13 protein-coding genes and 1 pseudogene are annotated in these 18,090 nt (G+C 47.7%); 6 read left to right on the top strand and 8 right to left on the bottom strand.

Features of this window, described 5'->3' with window-relative positions; translation table 11 throughout:
* Nucleotides 1-32 precede the first annotated feature (32 nt).
* On the top strand, nt 33-368 hold the full coding sequence (locus tag NG795_RS16850) for a winged helix-turn-helix transcriptional regulator (RefSeq protein WP_367289809.1): 336 nt from the start codon (nt 33-35) through the stop codon (nt 366-368).
* On the opposite strand, the gene NG795_RS16845 is transcribed toward NG795_RS16850, so the two are convergent.
* Nucleotides 369-2,831, bottom strand: a complete 2,463-nt coding sequence (locus NG795_RS16845; RefSeq protein ID WP_367289808.1) for a diguanylate cyclase domain-containing protein — start codon at nt 2,829-2,831, stop codon at nt 369-371.
* 388 nt (nt 2,832-3,219) lie between these two features.
* Here NG795_RS16845 and NG795_RS16840 point away from each other — a divergent pair, with 388 nt between their 5' ends.
* From NG795_RS16840 to NG795_RS16830, 3 genes are all read left to right on the top strand, one after another.
* Complete coding sequence (locus NG795_RS16840) at nt 3,220-4,137, top strand: hypothetical protein (protein WP_367289807.1); 918 nt, start codon at nt 3,220-3,222, stop codon at nt 4,135-4,137.
* An 85-nt stretch (nt 4,138-4,222) separates the two neighbouring features.
* Nucleotides 4,223-4,681, top strand: coding sequence for a hypothetical protein (locus tag NG795_RS16835; protein ID WP_367289806.1), 459 nt, complete (start codon nt 4,223-4,225; stop codon nt 4,679-4,681).
* A gap of 305 nt (nt 4,682-4,986) precedes the next feature.
* Complete coding sequence (locus NG795_RS16830) at nt 4,987-7,209, top strand: AAA family ATPase (protein ID WP_367289805.1); 2,223 nt, start codon at nt 4,987-4,989, stop codon at nt 7,207-7,209.
* Nucleotides 7,210-7,259: 50 nt separating this feature from the next.
* Here the strand turns inward: NG795_RS16830 and NG795_RS16825 are convergent, their stop codons facing one another.
* The 4 genes and pseudogenes from NG795_RS16825 to NG795_RS16810 all read right to left on the bottom strand — a co-directional run.
* Nucleotides 7,260-8,198 (bottom strand): glycosyltransferase family 2 protein, encoded by a 939-nt coding sequence (locus tag NG795_RS16825; RefSeq protein ID WP_367289804.1) that lies wholly within the window; start codon nt 8,196-8,198, stop codon nt 7,260-7,262.
* A 63-nt stretch (nt 8,199-8,261) separates the two neighbouring features.
* A complete protein-coding gene (locus NG795_RS16820) occupies nt 8,262-9,203 on the bottom strand; it encodes a glycosyltransferase family 2 protein (RefSeq protein ID WP_367289803.1) in 942 nt (313 codons plus the stop codon).
* Nucleotides 9,204-9,239: 36 nt separating this feature from the next.
* The gene (locus tag NG795_RS16815) at nt 9,240-10,514 is read right to left on the bottom strand and encodes a lipopolysaccharide biosynthesis protein (RefSeq protein WP_367289802.1); all 1,275 of its coding nucleotides are present in this window, start codon (nt 10,512-10,514) and stop codon (nt 9,240-9,242) included.
* 89 nt (nt 10,515-10,603) lie between these two features.
* Nucleotides 10,604-11,503 (bottom strand): annotated as a pseudogene (locus NG795_RS16810) (glycosyltransferase); the annotation flags it as partial.
* Between the two features lie 539 nt (nt 11,504-12,042).
* Here NG795_RS16810 and NG795_RS16805 point away from each other — a divergent pair.
* Nucleotides 12,043-13,608, top strand: a complete 1,566-nt coding sequence (locus NG795_RS16805) for a metallophosphoesterase family protein (protein WP_367289801.1) — start codon at nt 12,043-12,045, stop codon at nt 13,606-13,608.
* Here the strand turns inward: NG795_RS16805 and NG795_RS16800 are convergent.
* From NG795_RS16800 to NG795_RS16790, 3 genes are all read right to left on the bottom strand, one after another.
* The gene (locus tag NG795_RS16800) at nt 13,605-14,513 is read right to left on the bottom strand and encodes a DsbA family protein (RefSeq protein WP_367289800.1); all 909 of its coding nucleotides are present in this window, start codon (nt 14,511-14,513) and stop codon (nt 13,605-13,607) included. The genes NG795_RS16805 and NG795_RS16800 overlap by 4 nt on opposite strands.
* Before the next feature lie 640 nt (nt 14,514-15,153).
* Nucleotides 15,154-16,134 (bottom strand): manganese catalase family protein, encoded by a 981-nt coding sequence (locus NG795_RS16795; RefSeq protein ID WP_367289799.1) that lies wholly within the window; start codon nt 16,132-16,134, stop codon nt 15,154-15,156.
* Between the two features lie 821 nt (nt 16,135-16,955).
* On the bottom strand, nt 16,956-17,147 hold the full coding sequence (locus tag NG795_RS16790; RefSeq protein WP_367289798.1) for a hypothetical protein: 192 nt from the start codon (nt 17,145-17,147) through the stop codon (nt 16,956-16,958).
* Nucleotides 17,148-17,332: 185 nt separating this feature from the next.
* Between NG795_RS16790 and NG795_RS16785 the strand changes: the two genes are divergently transcribed.
* The gene (locus tag NG795_RS16785) at nt 17,333-18,016 is read left to right on the top strand and encodes a Crp/Fnr family transcriptional regulator (RefSeq protein WP_367289797.1); all 684 of its coding nucleotides are present in this window, start codon (nt 17,333-17,335) and stop codon (nt 18,014-18,016) included.
* The last annotated feature ends 74 nt before the right edge of the window (nt 18,017-18,090 follow it).

Genomic DNA, 18,090 nt, shown 5'->3' with positions numbered 1-18,090 from the left:
CTTTTAAGTGGGTTAGTTCCCAAAAAGTAACAATGGAAGCAAAAGCGGAAGGCAAAAAACAAGTGGGATGTCCAGTGGAAACAACTTTAGCGATTATTGGGGGACGATGGAAAGTCTTGATTTTGCAAGAGCTATTTTCTGGAGTAAAACGGTTTGGAGAACTGCATCGCGCCTTGGCTGGAATTACTCAAAAAATGCTGACTCAGCAACTGCGGGAACTGGAACGGGATGGGATTATTAACCGGATGGTTTATGCCCAGGTTCCCCCCAAAGTCGAGTATTCTTTAACGGAATTTGGGATGACTCTCAGACCGATTCTGGAGACGATGCACGAGTGGGGGGTGCGATTTGAGAAAGAACATCCCTGATTAAGCGCAAACAACTCGATTGCGTCCTTCCGCTTTAGCCACATAGAGGGCTCCGTCGGCATTGGCAATCAGTTGGGTGGGAGTGGTTTCGGAACTGGGGGTGAGGGTTGCTACCCCTAAACTCATGGTGATGTAAGAACTTACTTGAGATTGAGCATGAGGAATCTGTAATTCAGCCACTTGCATCCTAATTCGTTCGGCGAGTTCTAAGGCATTTTTCAGGTCGGTATTGGGCAAAATGGCAGCAAATTCCTCTCCGCCATATCGGGCGATCAGTTCGCTTTTGGGGTTGATACATTGACCCAGGGCTGCTGCCACTTGTTGGAGGCACTCGTCACCGGCTTGATGTCCGTAGGTATCGTTATAGGGTTTGAAGTAGTCAATATCGCACAAAATTAGGGAGAGGGGATCCGGTGGGCTTCGTCGCCATGCCTGAAGAAGAAATTCATCAAAACAACGACGGTTGGCGACTTGAGTTAAGCCATCGAGAGAGGCAAGGCGATGTAATTCTTGATTTGCCGCTTGCAATTGTTCAAAGAGGGTGGATTGTTGGATGGCGATCGCCACCTGGGTGGCTAATTGTTGGAGAAACTCCGTTTCCCAATTCTGCCACTGCCTGGGACCTTGGCAGTGATGAGCAATCAGCAATCCCCAGAGTTGATTGTTCTCGCCGGGGGAATGTTCTACTAATTCTTCTTCTGAATTGGGGCTAAAGTCTTCATTTAATAAAATCGGCACGACTAAATTAGCTTTAACTTGAAACTGGGCTAATAAATTGCGATGACAGGGACTGATGGGGGCGCTATAAATATCCGAGGTGGCTTTGAGGCGTCCTTTTTGATAAAGTTGGGCATGAGTTTTCCCAAAGCAAGGGTCGAGAATCGTGAGGTTGAGAATTTCTCGGGTTCCATTGCCACAAGATTCTACGACAACTTTGCCACTCCAATCGGGGTGAAAACGATAAATAATCACGCGATCGGTATTTAAAAAGGGTCGAACTTCGGCAACGGTGGTGTTGAGAATTTCTTTAAGATTGAGAGAAGAACGAATGCGATCGCGCATGGCAGACATGACTCGTTCTCGTTCCAGTTGCAATTGCAGGGCTTCTTGGGCCGCAACTCGGCTGGTAATATCGCGTAAAATGACCGTAAACAGCCGTTCGGAACCGACTTCTAATTTGGAAATCGAGGCTTCTGCGGGAAATTTGCTCCCATCTTTGCGGCGTCCGAAGACTTGCGATCGCGTCCCCATTGTCCGGGATACTTCCGGGGTGTCGCGGAAGTTTTTAATATACTGGCGATGCTTCTGACGCAGATTTTCCGGTATCAGGAGATCTAGGGGTTGTCCCATCACCTCGGCTGCACTGTAACCAAAGATTTTCTCGGCCCCTTGGTTAAACAGTTGAATGCGGTGAGTTTCGTCAATGGAAATAATCGCATCGTCGGCACTATCGAGGATTCCCGCCAAACGCGCTTGGGACAAAAGCAGGGCTGCTTCTGTATGTTGGCGTTCTAAAATTTCCCGTCGTAATTGCTCATTCGCCTGTTGGAGTTCGGTGGTGCGTTCTTCGACTAACCCCTGCAATGCGGCGATCGCTGCATCCATCTCAATCGGTGTACATCCTTGCAGTAAACTGGTTTGGGTGATGATTCCCTGTAACGAATCCCCCTCATCGGCAACGACCAGTCGTCGGACTCGATACTCCCGCATTAACCGATGAGCAGTCCATAGACAATCTGTCGGTTGCACCAGCAGCAGGGGCGAACTCATCACCTCGGCAGCGGTCAGTTTTCTCAGATTGAGTTCTAATGCCTGTAGTTGCAGGATATCCCGTTCTGTGACAATTCCGATCGGGATTGGCATGGGGGGCACTTCTGGGGTCTGCATTGCATTATCCCGGTGGCGATTCTGGGCGATCGCCACGCAACTGACCCGATGGATGCTCATCAAGGTGGCTAATTCCAACACCGATGCCGACGGGGATGCCGTAATCACGTTCGGGTTCATCACTTCCACCACTCGTCTCAAGCGCATCCAATCTGCCGGTTGGATAATTTCCCGAATGCTCTGGTAAGTAATCGTTCCTACTAATTTCTCATCAGGATCCACGATGGGCACATGGCGAATCTGTTTTTGACGCAACAAATCCAAGAGGGTGACGAGATTCGGAAGATGCTCCTCCTGTAAAATAAACGGCCTAGAGGTCATTAATGCAGAAATCGGTTGTTTACTAAACGCTTTGGTGAATGAGTCGATGTTGAGATCGCCAGTCTGTGCCGTCAATTTCACCACATCCCTTTCCGTAAATATACCCAGGATTTTATCGGCTGCAACCACGATCGCGCAGCTCGATTGTACCTGGCTCATCAGCACGATCGCCGAGCTAACTGGAGTATCTGGCGTGACGGTTAACGGATGGCGGTCAATGGCTAACTGTACAGAAAAAGCGGTACTTTCAAGCATAAATTAAAGGCATTTAATAATTCGGCGCAGTGTCTTCCTCAATTGCAGGGTTTATCTTGACTTATCCTGGGTTGTTTGGGAAGGCTTGCGAAAATTGAGGTCTAATCTCTTCATTCTCTAGTGATATTGTATTACTCCGGAGGTACCTTTCTGCCCTAGGGCTGTCATCTTGTGGGTTGTCCCATCAGAACTCTAGGTCGGTTTATAGAGTCTAGTCCCTCAAAGCTCAATCGCTTAATGGGGTAAATTTCCCCCCGGATACCACTATCCCGGGTTGTTCATCCCACCGGGGATAGGTCCAACTCTGGGATTTTCCCCGGGTGCAATCGGCGATCGCCTTCATCCTAACCACCCCTCACGGGAAATACTATCGTTGGAGAGGTTTCAAATGCGTAAAGTTCCGCCCTTCTTCCTCGCTGCTGCCACCACAGTTCTGGTTTTTTTAATCGCACTGCTGTCCGCCTCGGCACAGTGGCGTCCCGTTAAAACGGGCATTCTTTTTGGCATTAGTGGCATCGCCTTAGTTGAAAACTCTCTTGAGGAGATGGGATGTCCCCCAGCCACTTGCTTTGTGATCGTCCATGACAATAAAATAGAGAGCGACGGTCGTATCGCTATTTTAACGGTTCGCGGACAAGATTCTTTAGATTATTTACCCCTGCAGTGGCCTGATGGCGAAGAATGGCCGATCGATTTAGAGGCGATCGCCCTTGTCCCCGGCACTCAGGACTCCGCTTTTATGGCAGTCACCAGTTTCGGACGAGTCTATCATTTCACCCTCGATTCCACTGGAACAATTCAACTGCGCCAAATCTTTTCTCTTCCAGATTTGCCGGAAAATACTAATTTAGAAGGCTTTGATTTACACCTGATTAATGGGCAATTGTTAGCCGTTTGGGGTCATCGCGGTAGTCCCGATGATTCAGGGGTACTTTATTGGGGCTGGTTTGACTGGAACGGATATCAAATCTCGGTTCAAGGATCGGCTGCGATTACCGTTCCTTGGCCCGAGGAATCTGTTCGTCACATTAGTGACATCAAAGTTAATAATGCGGGCATTCTCTATATCACTTCCTCTGGCGACCCCGGAGATGATGGACCTTTTGATTCCGCTGTTTACGCCGCTGGCTTGTTCTCGATGAACGGCAACGCGATTGAATTTCGTCCGGCTTCTTCTCTAGCTCCTCTCTATCGCCTTAATGGTCATAAAATAGAAGCCTTAGAATTTTTACCCGGTCTTTCTGGCGGCAAAATTTTCGGGACCGATGATGAAAATCAAGGGTCATCCATTTACATCAAACGCTAAGGTTTTCTAAGGGCTAATCTGGGAATTCCCAGAAACTTTATGCTAAAATAAGAACAGGGATAAGATGAACTCCCCCTGAACTATTATGGCTATCACTCTGAGCAAAGAACAGTTGATCCACGAGATAGCAGTCATCCATCGCCGTCAAAAAGGCACGGTATTTTCTCCTGGCATCATTGGAAAAATTTTGGGCAATCCCCAATCTTGGAGAAGCCTCAAAAAAGAGGAACTCATTGCAGTTTTAGAGGCTTGGCATCATCTGTTACAGTCCTGTCCTAAAACTGCCAATTGGAAAACGGTCGAGAGGGGCGATCGCCGGGTCTCTTTACTCGCCGACGGACAACCCTGGGTGGACTATTTTGGCTTTCCTTCTCTCAAGAGTGCGGAAACATTTTTAAACGAAGTTTTACCCCATTGTGACTGGGCGATCGTGCGTTCCAGTGGGAAGCGGGTTAATGCCAGTTTTGAGTGCAAAGTCTGGGGATTAACTCAGGATTACTTTCCGGCAATTGGTCCTCAACGGTTAGCCGTTTGTACCCGATGAACTCTGATTATCGGGGTTGATATTTTGCAACTTGCAGGATTCTTGTGCCGGAAACGACTGAAGTCGTTACTACGAACGAAGAGAACGACTTCAGTCGTGAAATATTCTAAAAAGCCGATTGGCGTTTTTAAGGGGGGTTGGGGGGATCAAAGGGGTATTGTGCAAGAGAACGACTGAAGTCGTTACTACGAACTTAAGGGAACGACTGAAGTCGTTACTACGAACTTAAGGGAACGACTGAAGTCGTTACTACGAACTTAAGAGAATGACTTTATTTGGTGTTTTTATTGGTTTTAATTGGGATAATGAAATTTAAGACAAAAACACAACCAAATCTTGAGAAAGATGCACCATTAGCGGCGCGGATGCGACCCCGGGTTTTGGAGGAATTTATTGGACAGGACCATATTTTGGGAGAAGGACGGTTGTTGCGTCGGGCAATTCAGGCGGATCAACTTTCTTCTTTGATTTTTTATGGTCCTCCCGGGACGGGAAAAACTACATTAGCGCGGGTGATTGCTAATAGTACCCAAGCTCAGTTTATTGCGATTAATGCGGTGCTTTCTGGGGTGAAAGAGATTCGGGAGGCGATCGCAACTGCCCAACAGCATCGCCAGGAATCGTCCCAACGGACAATTTTATTTGTCGATGAGGTGCATCGGTTTAATAAATCCCAACAGGATGCGCTTTTACCTTGGGTAGAAAACGGTACGGTTATTTTGATTGGGGCAACCACAGAAAACCCCTATTTTGAAGTCAATAAAGCCTTAGTTAGTCGATCGCGGATTTTTCAACTGACTCCCCTGACTCCCAAGGATTTACAGCAGATTTGTCAGCAAACTTTAAGGGATAGCGATCGCGGATATGGACATCTCCAGGTCCATCTGGATCCAGAGGCAACAGCTCATCTGGTTGATGTTGCCAATGGCGATGCGCGATCGCTGTTGAATGCCTTAGAATTGGCGGTGGAAACCACGCCCCCCGATGACACCGGAAAGATTCACATCACCTTGCAGGTGGCGGAAGAATCCATCCAGAAACGGGCGGTTTTATATGACAAAGAAGGCGATGCTCACTTTGATACCATCAGTGCTTTTATTAAAAGTTTACGCGGTTCTGACCCGGATGCAGCCCTGTACTGGTTAGCAAAAATGGTCTATGCTGGGGAAGATCCGCGTTTTATCTTCCGGCGGATGTTGATTTTAGCCAGTGAGGATATTGGACTGGCGGATCCGAATGCCGTGGTGATAGTGAATGCTTGTGCAGAAAGCTTCGATCGCGTGGGAATGCCAGAAGGACGGTATCATTTAGCCCAAGCGGCATTATACTTAGCTACTGCCCCTAAATCAAACAGTATTATGGCCTTTTTTGATGCCTTAGCAACCGTGGAAAAAGAACGAGAGGCAGAGGTTCCCAGCCATTTAAAGGATGCGAATCGGGATAAAAAGGGGTTTGGACATGGTGCCGGATATTTGTATCCTCACGCCTATCGAGATCATTGGGTGGAACAGCAATATTTACCCCAAAGTTTGCAGGGACAGGTGTTTTATCAACCGTCTAATCAGGGGAAGGAGGCAGAAATTGCCACCCAGGTGGCGCGACGGAGGGAAGCGCAGTTGGCGGCAATGGTGGAAGGGGTGGGGGTGGCCCCGGCAGAAGTTCTCACTTATGGTCCTGGCGATCGCACTGCCGATCGCTGGTTGCAGCGCACGTTGGGACAAGTCGGCAGTCGCCTCACAGAGGTGCGCGATCGCCTATTTGAGATGGCACAACCCCAACGGCATCATCTGATTCTGGATTTGAACGCCCAAAGTGGGTTACTCACTTGGGAGGCAGTTCGACGAGTCCCAGAAGGGGGAGTTTATGCGATCGCCCGTCAGGAATCGGAAGTGAGAGCGTTAATCGAACAATCTGCATCCCTGCCGGAATTAATGCGTCCGATGGTGATGGCAGCGTCTTCATCTCACATCCGGGAAACCCTGGACAAACAAGCCTCTGGGGTCAAATTTGACCGCATCCTGGGCCGAAATGCCTTGGTTCGAGAAGGGGATAAACGGGCGATCGCCGGGAGTTTGGTGTCTTTGTTGTCGGAGTCGTCCGGGTTAGTGTTAGGGGAAACCCTGCCACGTTATACTCAGCGTTTATATCGGTTGTTAGGAGGGAAAGGACTCAAGGGAAATTTAGGCGATCGCCTGATGGCAGCAGAAGAGGCAATTTATCAAGATTCTACGGACCCGATGGTGAATTGGGATGCCGCAGATTTGCAACGGGATTTAGAATCTGTAGGGTTTCAGGTGCAGTTGCAAATCGAGCGATCGCACCAGGAATTACAGATTACTTCTGCCATGCTTGAGCGCTGGTTTACTCCCTCCAAGTCGGAAAAACCCAGCTATGGGGACCGATTGGCACAGATGCTCTCAGGGAGTGAGGTGCAGGCAGTGGCGGAAGCATTCCAGCGTCATCTTCTCCATCAAACGGTGCAATGGGAAAGTGCGATCGCCTTCCTCTGTGCCAACCTGGAGTTTTAAGTCAATGATATCACATGAGGTGGTCATCGGGGGTGGGTTTTTCTGGACTGTTAGGATAAAATTGACGGTTTGGGACGGGGGGAAATGCGAGTGACAATCCACCGCTTCACCAACCATCGGACGAGCGATCGGTTATAGTCATTAAAAAAAACTGGAGGATGTAGGCGAATGGCTTTGGTTAATTTCTGGACTGCTTGATCTACATCGGTGCGATCGCGTTCATATTCCAAATATTTGTGAGCGCAATATTGATACACCGAGGCTAAACTTTGAGGTTGTAGGCGATGATATTCCACAGGAGAAATTGTGGTAAAATGTTTGTCAAACATCTTCAAAAGTTGGTGTTCGATATCATCCACTTTGGAAGACATTGACCCAGAAGATTGGCGATAGAAAACTTGATGTTTGGGAACCACCACAAACGGCCATTCATCAGCGAGACGGAGATAATAGTCCCAGTCGGCACAGTGGGGGAAGGCGGAATCAAACTCTCCCACCGAGGCGATCGCTTCTCGGGTAATTAAGGGATTGGAACCATTTGCCAAAAAATTAGTGAGTAATAAATCCGCATAAACATTCCCTTCAAAATGGAGGGGAATACTCGGATATCGCTGGTTTCGTTCCGGGTTAAAATACACCACCCAACTATACGCAACTCCAGCCTGGGGATTGTTTTTTAAGGCGGCTAATTGTAGCTCTAATTTATCCTCGGTCCATAAATCATCGGCATCCAGAAAAGCAATATACTCTCCCGTTGCATGAGTAATACCCCGATTTCGAGCCATAGAAACTCCCCCGTTGGGATAGGAAAAGACTTGAATCCGGGGGTCTTGAATTTCCTTGAGGAGGTTGAGGGTATTATCAGTCGAACCATCATCAATGGCGATAAGTTCCCAATCGGAATAGGTTTGAGTTTGAACAGACTCTATGGTTTCGATGAGGGTTTGTTCGGCATTGTAGGCAGGGAGGATGATGGAAATTGTTGACATAGTTTTTAAATTGAATTCAAAAGTTACAGTGGGTTTAGTAAAAAATGGAAGGAGTAGGGTCCCTTAAAATTTAGCCGGTTTGAGAAAACCGAGTCGTTTTTGGAGTTTTTCTATAAAGCGGTCCATAATTCCTTTTGCCATATACTGAGTGTACTCATCCCCAAAATGAGGGGGATAAAAAAGAACGGCTTTCATCAAATTTTTTGCCACTAATTGCAATTGAGTAAAAGTGATATTTTTTCGGGTAAAATAGTGATGCGCCACATATTTATAAACCCAGGAGATGCTTTGTTTTTTCAACGGCTTTAATTCTTGAGGGACTGATTCAAAGGTGCGATTGATTAACAGCAACAGATAATCCTCCATGACTTCAATATTAGAACTAACGGAATCGGAAGATTGTCGATAGATCACTTGGACTTTTGGGACTAAAACAAAGGGCCAGTTGCGGGCCAGTCGTAAATAATAGTCCCAATCTTCACAAGATTTGATGGTGGGGTCAAAGAGTCCCACCGAGGCGATCGCTTCTTTTCTTACTAAAGGGTTTGACCCATTTTGAAGAAAGTTTTTAATCAACAAATCTGCATAAACGTTGCCTTCAAACCTTTGGGAAATATCCGCATAAGAATCCGATGGATTTTCATACTGGTAATAATTCCAACTATAGGCAACTCCTGCCTCGGGATGGTCTTGTAAAGCCCTCAGTTGCAGTTCTAATTTATCGGGAATCCATAAATCATCGGCATCCAGAAAGGCAATATAGTCTCCGGTTGCCTTCATAAGTCCTTGATTTCGGGCCATCGCTACCCCAGCATTGGGATAGGAAAATACCTGAATTCTCGGGTCGTTCATTCCATTGACAATCTGCCTGGTGCAATCGGTAGAACCATCATCTATGACAATCGCTTCCCAATCCAAAAAGGTCTGATTTTGAACCGAATTTAAAGTTTCTAAAATAGTTGTTTCGGCGTTATAAGCCGGGATGATGATGGAAATTATTGGCATTTTTGAAGCCTCCAATTAAAGGGACTATTCATGGACTTATGAGGGGGAGTTGGAAGCCTTAACCTGGTTTTTAAATACATAGTTAAGACACCACATCATGAAAGGAGGAACTGTTACAAACTGATACAGCAACACCGCCACAGCGACCCAGACAATTCCCCCTTGAACTGCCACTAAAATAAACAGGGCAAACAAGAGGGTGAATCCGATATTCCAGTACAGGCTAATATGCGGTCTACCTGTGGCATTGAGGAGATAAAAACACGAAATTGCTAAGGATAAAGGCAGGGCTGATAAGCATATTAGGATTAAAATGGGAATAGCGGGTTTCCATTGTTCTCCAAAAATGATGGGAACATAAAAGGGGGCTAAACTGGCCTGTAATAGAATCAAAGGGGTGATCACGAGATAAGTTTTTTTGAGACTACTCCAAAAGCGGTGTTTCAGTTGAGCCAGTTGAGTTTGAACTTGACAAAAATAAGGGAAAAGTGCGGAATTAAAGGCATTGATAACATTTAGGCTAATGCCTAATCCCGCATTAAAGGCAAAATAGTAGAGTCCCAAGGCATCGATGCCCAGGAAGTGTCCAATAATTAGGTAATCGAGGCTTCCCCTCACCCGTCCCAAGAGTTCAATGCCTAACAGATTGCCGCCAAAGGTAGTAATTTCTTGCCACTGGGTGAGTTTAAAAGAGGTCGGAGGCCGCCATGATTGATATTTCCAGCTTATGATAATCCAGACGGGGGTGGTTAAAACCATTGGCCAGACGATCGCCCAGATTCCAAACCCCATTAAAGCTAAAGTTACGGTAATAATATTTGACAAGAAGGATTGGATACCATTACATAAGGCAATGATTTTGAGACGATTTTGGCGTTGAATCAGGGCAGAATGAATTAAATAAAGCGGCATCATGAGATAAATGATGCCTGCGGTGGTGACGGGTAAAATTAAGCGGTCATTGTGGTACAATTTAGAAATAACAAAAGCCCCGATCGCCTGGGCAAAAAAGATGAAAATACATAACATCCAGTTTAGCCAGTAGGAGGTATTGCTAATCACTTGGATATCTTGGCGATCGGCTTGAATAATTTTCGCCCCAATCCCTTGCCGCAGGGTAAAGACATTGGCTAATTCGACCACACTATAAACGATCGCCATCAGTCCATAGTCTTCTGTACTAAAGGTCCGCGCTAGGGTAACCGTTGTGGCTAAACGAAAGACGCGATTGCACAATTCGGCTCCCCCCAACCAGCCGACATTTCGGATATATTCTCCTGAAAATATAGACTTTATTTTTTTGGAAATCATACACCAATTAATTCTTATTTTTTTTTTGGGGGTAACAAATATCCTCTAAAAAATCGGATAATTGTAGGCTAGTCTTCCCAGAATTGAGTTTAAGACGAGGATGTTAACCTAGGGTCTGATATCGTCAGAGATTTTCGGATGGACTGCAACAGGTAATTAGCTAGGGACTGGGGGAATATTTGTTTAATCAGCAAACGCATAGCCAGTCTTTGGGTTGAGCGTTCCCCGAAAATTTTGGGTTGGATGGAAATCGCTTCTTGTAAATGCTGGCGAGCTTTCTGAACAGCCTGCTCATCATTGATTTGCTCTAAATAAAGTTCTGCAAAATATTTATGAAAATTAGTCAAAGTTTCTCTTTTAAGGGGTTTTAATTCTGGGGGTGCTGCTTCATACGCTTTGTCCAGTGTCAGTAAAGATTCTCGTTTGATCCGTTCCACATCCGATGACATTGATCCAGGTCTTCGCCGATACAGAATTTGGTATTTTGGCACGGCAACAAAGGGCCAATTATTCGCCAGTCGTAGCCAATAGTCCCAGTCCGCAGAACTAGCACAGGCGATATCAAATTCACCCACGGAGGCGATCGCCTCTCGACGAATTAAAGGATTAGATCCGCTATGAATAAAATTCTGCACTCATAACTTTTCATACACTCTCCCCCCCCATTCCGCTGTCCCTGTCGGATGAAAGGTAGGAAACCCTTGATGAGAATTCATATTCATCAAACAAGTGGAACTATAAGCCACACCTGCTTGGGAATTTTCCTGGAGGGCCGCCCATTGCAGTTCTAACTTATCTCGGGTCCATAAGTCATCGGCATCAAGAAAAGCAATATATTTTCCCTTTGCCAGGGAAATTCCCCGATTTCTGGCAGTACAAACGCCACCATTGGGATAGGTAAAAACCTGTACACGCGGGTCGGGAATAGCCTCTACCAAGGTTTGGGTGCGATCTAGCGATCCATCATTAATCAGGAGGATTTCAAAATCAGTAAACGTTTGCTGTCAAACTGATTCAATTGTTTCTATAATGGTCGATTCCGCATTATAGGCAGGAATAATAATAGAAATCTCCGGCATGGTTTAACCTCTTCATGGATTCGCTACAGGGATAAGTCATCTGAACTTACGGATTCCATCGTTTGTTGGACACTGGGGAGGCCCTCCCTGCCCAAGTTTTCCACGCTTCACTATTATGCTTGTATCCGAGAGTTTCAAGTGCTGTCAACTATCTAAAGGAATAGACAAGGGGAGGGTCTCTCCTTGAGGACAGCCCCCAACGCCAAGAGAGTCGGTTTGAACGGCGTACTTATTTGCATCACATCGGGCTCACTGGCCCAAGTGACTAACACCGCTCATTGTGAGCCTAGTTTCTGTCCCACTTAAGGGCGATTCGGGGTGGCCTGCGAATACCCGCAACTTAGGCGATCGGATGCCTGCTTCTATATTTCGGTAGATGTGCTTTGTCTGTGGGTAGGGCTACGATCGAAACCGCAGAAAAAATATAAATCCACAGGAATTAAGGAGTTATGAAATTCGTCTCGGATCCCACGACGGCGGTTAAAATAGAGAAAATGAAAACCCGATTGCGATCGCAACATCCCCTGCCGCTGTCTAAAGGGATCGATCGCACCCGCTTTGAGCTCGATGACGGGAAATCAGGCGATCGCGAGTTTTCCTTTTTGGTCATTGGGGATAGCGGATCCGGACGCCACATCAAAAACAACCCCCAACGCCAACTCGCCAAACAGATGCTCCAACACCAGGACAACTGCCGCTTTATTCTCCATACCGGCGATGTGATTTATCTCGTAGGTTCTAGCGAATATTACCCCCAAAACTTCATCGAACCCTATCGGGAATTTATCGTAGGTGGAGAACATCCCGATCGCATTGCCTACAACAAAATGGTGTTCAAACTGCCGATTCTCCCCGTCCCGGGTAACCACGATTACTACGACATCCCCCTATTGTACGGGGCGATCGCCCAAGCGGCCCAACCCTTGCGCCATCTGCTGCGAGGCCACTTCAATCTCGATGTGGGATGGCATGGTTCTGAGCAAGGTAAAGCTTACGCCCGAGCCTTTCTCGACTACCTCAAGGACATTCCCGACTTCCAACTCGGCGCTCATTTTGATCGCCATTACACCGCCCAAACCGACACCGGACGCTGTTTACGATATCAACCCGGCGAGTTTACCCGATTACCGAATCGCTATTATACCTTTCGCTATGGTGGCATCGACTTTTTTGCCCTAGACTCCAATACCTTTAATGAACCACCCCCCCTTCCTGACACCAAAGAAGGGCATCAATACCGGCAATTGCTGGAAAAACGCCGGGATGAATTGGAACAGCAGGAGGTCGAACTCACCACGCGATCGAAAGAATTTAACCCCGATAATCCCCATCATGCCGAGCAACTCGATGATCTCGAAACGAAGTTAGAGCAGATCGAAGAAATGCAACTCGATATTGAGAAACAACTGGAATCCAATGAAAACACCGTCACCGATATTGAACAACTGAATTGGTTCAAACAACGGCTGATTCACTCTTGGAACACGGAGGAAGTGCGGGGACGAATCCTGTATTTCCACCATCCCCCCTATGTGACCGAGGAAACCAAATGGGACCAAGGTCAGACCCTTGCCATTCGCCGTCAACTCCGGTGGGTTTTAGATCAAGTGGCGCAGGAAGTGGGGGACAAAACCCAAGGACGACCCCTTGTGGACCTGGTACTGACGGGTCATGCTCACTGTCTGGAGTATTTACAAACGGGAGATACGGGACACGCAGACTCCCATATTAATTGGATTGTCTGTGGCGGTAGCGGATATAGTTTGCGCCGTCAGCGAGAGGAGGGTTCGGACTTAAAGGAGATGTTCCCCGAAAGTGAGGAGGAACGCCTGGTGGCCCGATCAAAATTGTTTCTCGGGCGCAAGGGTCGGGGTTCCCATAAGGAGCGCCCCTACTCCTTTTTGCGTGTTGATGTCCTGGAGGGGTCTCCCCTGAAGTTGCGGATACAACCCCTGATTTCCGAACGAACTCACCATCAATGGCACGATCGCCAGGGGGAAGCGTTTATGATTTAAGCCGGTCCCCCAGTGTTGCGATACAGGAACCCGGCTTTTTCCAGTTGTCCCCGGTGGACTGCTTCATCAAGCAGGATGGTTGCTGCTTCTATATTCAGATTAAGGGCAACGGCCAGCTCGGGAACGGTGATGGTTTCCCAATGGGTGAGATATGCGATCGCATCGGTGACCGATCGCTCAGGTTCGAGATCCGGTGCAATTTGGGCGATGGCATCTCGCAGGACGGAATAGGGTCGATATCCCATCATCAGCAGCGATCGTCCCGAGTTCGGGCGTAGCATGATGCTGGGAAACCGGGCAATCCCGCAATAGCGCATTTCTTTCAGGTCCTGGCGGAATGCTTCTACAGAATCGGGATGGTCCAAATCCCGCGCAAAGCGATCGCCATCAAACCCGAGTTCCGGCTTCAATTCCGCCCCCAATTCTAGCAGAATCTCCCTTTGAGCTATATTGCGGCCCTCTAACATCACCGCCTCGCGCAGTCGCCGCAAATAGGACTCTGCAACGCCGGGGCCTTGTTGTGAGGCCGCTTTCACCGCAATACAAGCGGGATAGGAGGAAGTCGGGGGGTTCTTGACCCAGATTTTCTCATCAATGGGCATTCCCGTCAGGTGTCGCACCTGGATCCAAACTGGACCCATCTGTATGGGACGGGAAATATGGTTGAGGGGGTCGCTAAATTGTTGCCAATCCCGGAGGAGTCCTCCCATTGAGTAACGATAGACCAGGCGATCGCCAAATTCGTAGCGCAAGCGTCGCCACTGGGGTTCCACGGCCCAACTCCAGGAACAGAGGGGGTCGGTATAGTAGGTGATTTCAATCGGTGCCACAGGGTTTAAGTTTTCGCCTAGGGTTTGGGGATCAGGTGCGTTCTCCAAGGGGGCGATCGGGGAATAAGTTTGCATGATTAATCAGGGTTTCTATAAATTAGGGTTTGAATTGAGGGGGGCGATCGGGATTTTGATAATTTCTGAAAGAGGCGATCGGCTGGTTAGCCCATGTTGTGTTCACATCCAGATCCGGCGGGGGACAAATCCCACGCCTGTAGGGGCGCTTCTTGAAGCGCCCCTACAGGCAGTTAAAAACCAACTAAAAACGTTACCCCATAAGCAAGACCGGGGGGGTTTAAAACGATGGGCGGCCTAACAGTTCTAGTCGTCTAAAGACGACTGCTCGTCTTATCGGATGGTGTTTTTAGTCGGTTTTAACTGACATCTTGCACCATTCTCAACACCTATAGGGGTTTGAACTTTTAGCCTGTAGAGGCGCTTTTGGAAGCGCCTCTACGGCGGGGGTTAAAACCCCCGCCTAATAGCTCAAGTCGTCTAAAGACGACTGCAAGCCTGATACAGTGGTGTTTTCAGTCGGTTTCAACCGACTTTAGCTGTTAGGCGGGGGTTTTAACCCCCGCCGGTTGTCGCAACCCGCCGGTTGTCTGCAAGCCTGATACAGTGGTGTTTTCAGTCGGTTTCAACCGACTTTAGCTGTTAGGCGGGGGTTTTAACCCCCGCCGGTTGTCTTACGGAACCATCCGCCCCCTGTTGCTTATATCGTCGGCGATTTCGGACTACTCAGCTCGGTTTGTGGGTAGGAAGACCACTGATTCGGTCCGTTCGGGCTGGCCGATTTCACCTCCGCAGAACGCTTCATACTCAGTTCTTGTTCCTTTTTGAACACCTGTTCTTCCGTCAGATTCGTTCCCTCACTGGTTTGATTGCGGGTCATTCCTTCTGTTTTCACCACATAATCGAGGGGGTCATCCACATACACCCAATTTTCCCCATCGGGCCAAGACCCTTGACCTTCATTCCAAGGTCCACGAGCACTGGTGCCATTGGACATATTAAAGTACAAATGACTGTAACGCGGGTCAGCTTGTAGCACTCCCGGTGGGAAATTCGGTTCGATGGTTTCTAAGGCTGCCGCGAACATTTTGTAGTGAGAAACTTCCCGCGTCATTAAGAAGCGCAGGGTATCTTTCACGTCCGGATCATCGGTAAATTGCATCAAATATTCATAGACAATTTTGGCCCGAGATTCAGCAGCCAAATCCGATCGCAAATCAACTGTCAAATCCCCATTCGCATTGACATAAGTTCCTGACCAAGGCACACCTTGGCTATTCGTGACCGTTGGACCCCCGCCAGATACTGCTAACAATTGCGGTCCCGTCATCGCCAGTTGATGGATCAGGTCCTCGCGTCCGCTCTTGTCTGTACCCAGAAATTGCATCATTTCGCTGTTTTCCGCCGCGTTTTTCAGGTCGCCATTGATGCCATCCAACAACATCGTCACCAAGGCACCGACAATCTCTAAATGGCTAAACTCTTCCGAGGCAATATCCATCAACATATCGTATTTGTCCGGATAAGCCTGCCTTGCTGCAAATGCCTGGACAAAATACTGCATCGCGGCCGCTAGTTCTCCGTTAGGACCGCCAAACTGTTCTAGCAGTAAGGTCGCAAAGCGGGGGTCGGGCTTGGATACCCGCGCATTAAATTGTAATTCTTTGACGTGATAAAACATTTGATTTCCTTGGGATGAAATTCTACTTCTTTAGGGGGAGGGCAGTTTTTTATTTGACCTTTTTATTAAATTCAACCACAACGCTAGGGTTAACTTGTGGGATCAATCCTCCTCACCTAAATAACCAGGTTAGCGACTGATTTATCCTTCAGTTTCTACCCAAGGGATGAACCTGGGTCATAAACCGTCTATTTTATCTAATCGAATCAAAATCTTCTCCCGCTAACCCAGAATTGTTTAATTAGACTGATGAATTTATGGGTGAATTAAGATGTGCCCATGCCCTCTATCTCTAAATGGAGAGTCTAGGAAGAAAATTCTTCATCTATTACAGTTCTCTGCTCTAAATATGAATAATTGGGTGAGGGGATTCTCTCTGAGGAGGGATGAGATTAATTTTAAAATAAAGTATCCTAGCACGGAGAAAATAAAGGGGGAGAATCTTAACCGGAATTCTGGAGTTCCAATGGAGATTGAGGTGCAGATGGTCCTCGAATAAACAAGTCGGAGGGATTGTTTGAAGGGGTCAAATCGGAGCAAACAGCGGGCTGAATGATTCCGGGAGAAGACGGAACCCTCATGGGGAGAGGGACCTCAAGGAGGGGGAAATTCCTGGGAAGAAAACTTGCCTTGGACCCTCTGGGGCAAATGAATCGGATCCGGACCCTAGTCCTCGGTGGATCCTAGACTCTGGCTTTTTGGGCGATCGCAAATCTGTCTCTCTCCTCCAAAGCCACCCCAAACATGAGAAAATATAATCCTCAGTCATAGAATAACCACAGCCTGCTTGAGTTGGACTGGACCTGAGTTCCCTGTGGGTTCTAACCCCGAGTCCCAATCAACCGGACAAATAGGGCAACAAGAGGATTCAGTCCTTTTGAAAACACCCGGGGCGATCGCCCTTCCCGCTTTCCCGGGATTGCTGCCAAATCGTCATGATCGCAGGTACAATCGGTAGAGTATCCATTCCCAGGAGCCAGACACTCCCATCGGAGGGTCTTTTTTGTAGTCATTGTTAATCCAGGAGCAACAAAGAAGCGTGTTTAATTCAGAAGCCAACCCTAAATCAGCATTCCCCAAGGGATTTACCCTCCAGGGTTAGCCCTGGAAAATAGGTCTCCTGTTGCCGGTTTTAACAAACTCAAATTCTCGACTCTGCGCTATTACTTATCCTCATTCCCTATCTTAAATATCTTTCATGCAGACCGAAGCCTTTAGTGAGCTTTTCCCGCTATTTAGTGCCGCCAATCCAGAAACCCTGGAATGGCTTTTGTCCGTTGCGGTTGAGCACGAGTATCCATCAGGCAGAGCAGTCTTAATGGAAGATGCCTGGGGCAATGCCGTTTACTTTATCGTCACGGGTTGGGTCAAAGTCCGACGCCTATATGGAGACAATGTAGTAACACTGGCGATTCTCGGGCGAGGTGACTTCTTCGGAGAAATGGCCATTCTGGATGAGTCGCCTCGTTCCACCGACGTGATTGCCCTCTCAACGGTACAACTCCTGAGCGTTTCCGCCCAGCGGTTTATCCAAACCCTGTTTAAAGACGCTCAACTCCATCATCGGATGCTCCAACTCATGGTCCGACGACTGCGACAAACCAATCTACGCTTTCAATTGCGGAATCGTCCCCCTGCGGTCAAACTTGCGAATACCTTAGTTTCTCTGGCGGAAAACTATGGACAGTCCACCGAAAAAGGGACAGAAATCTACAATATTCCCTATAAAGACTTAGCAGATGTCACCGATATTGGCGTCGAAGAAACCAGCAAAATCATGGAAAAATTGAACGCCAAAGGCTGGATTAAAATTGATGAATCTGCTGAATCTCTTTATTTGGTCAATCTCAAACAGTTAACCCACTTAGCGGGGCACGTTTGAACCCTTTTCACCGAAAATATCCAAGGTTAGGGGCATTCTAAACCACAGGGAAGGGGATTAAGGCGATCGCGCCT

This window comes from Laspinema palackyanum D2c (genome assembly GCF_025370875.1).
GTDB lineage: Bacteria > Cyanobacteriota > Cyanobacteriia > Cyanobacteriales > Laspinemataceae > Laspinema > Laspinema palackyanum.
The sequence above is the reverse complement of the archived record's forward strand: the minus strand, read 5'-3'. Positions and strand labels throughout refer to the sequence as shown.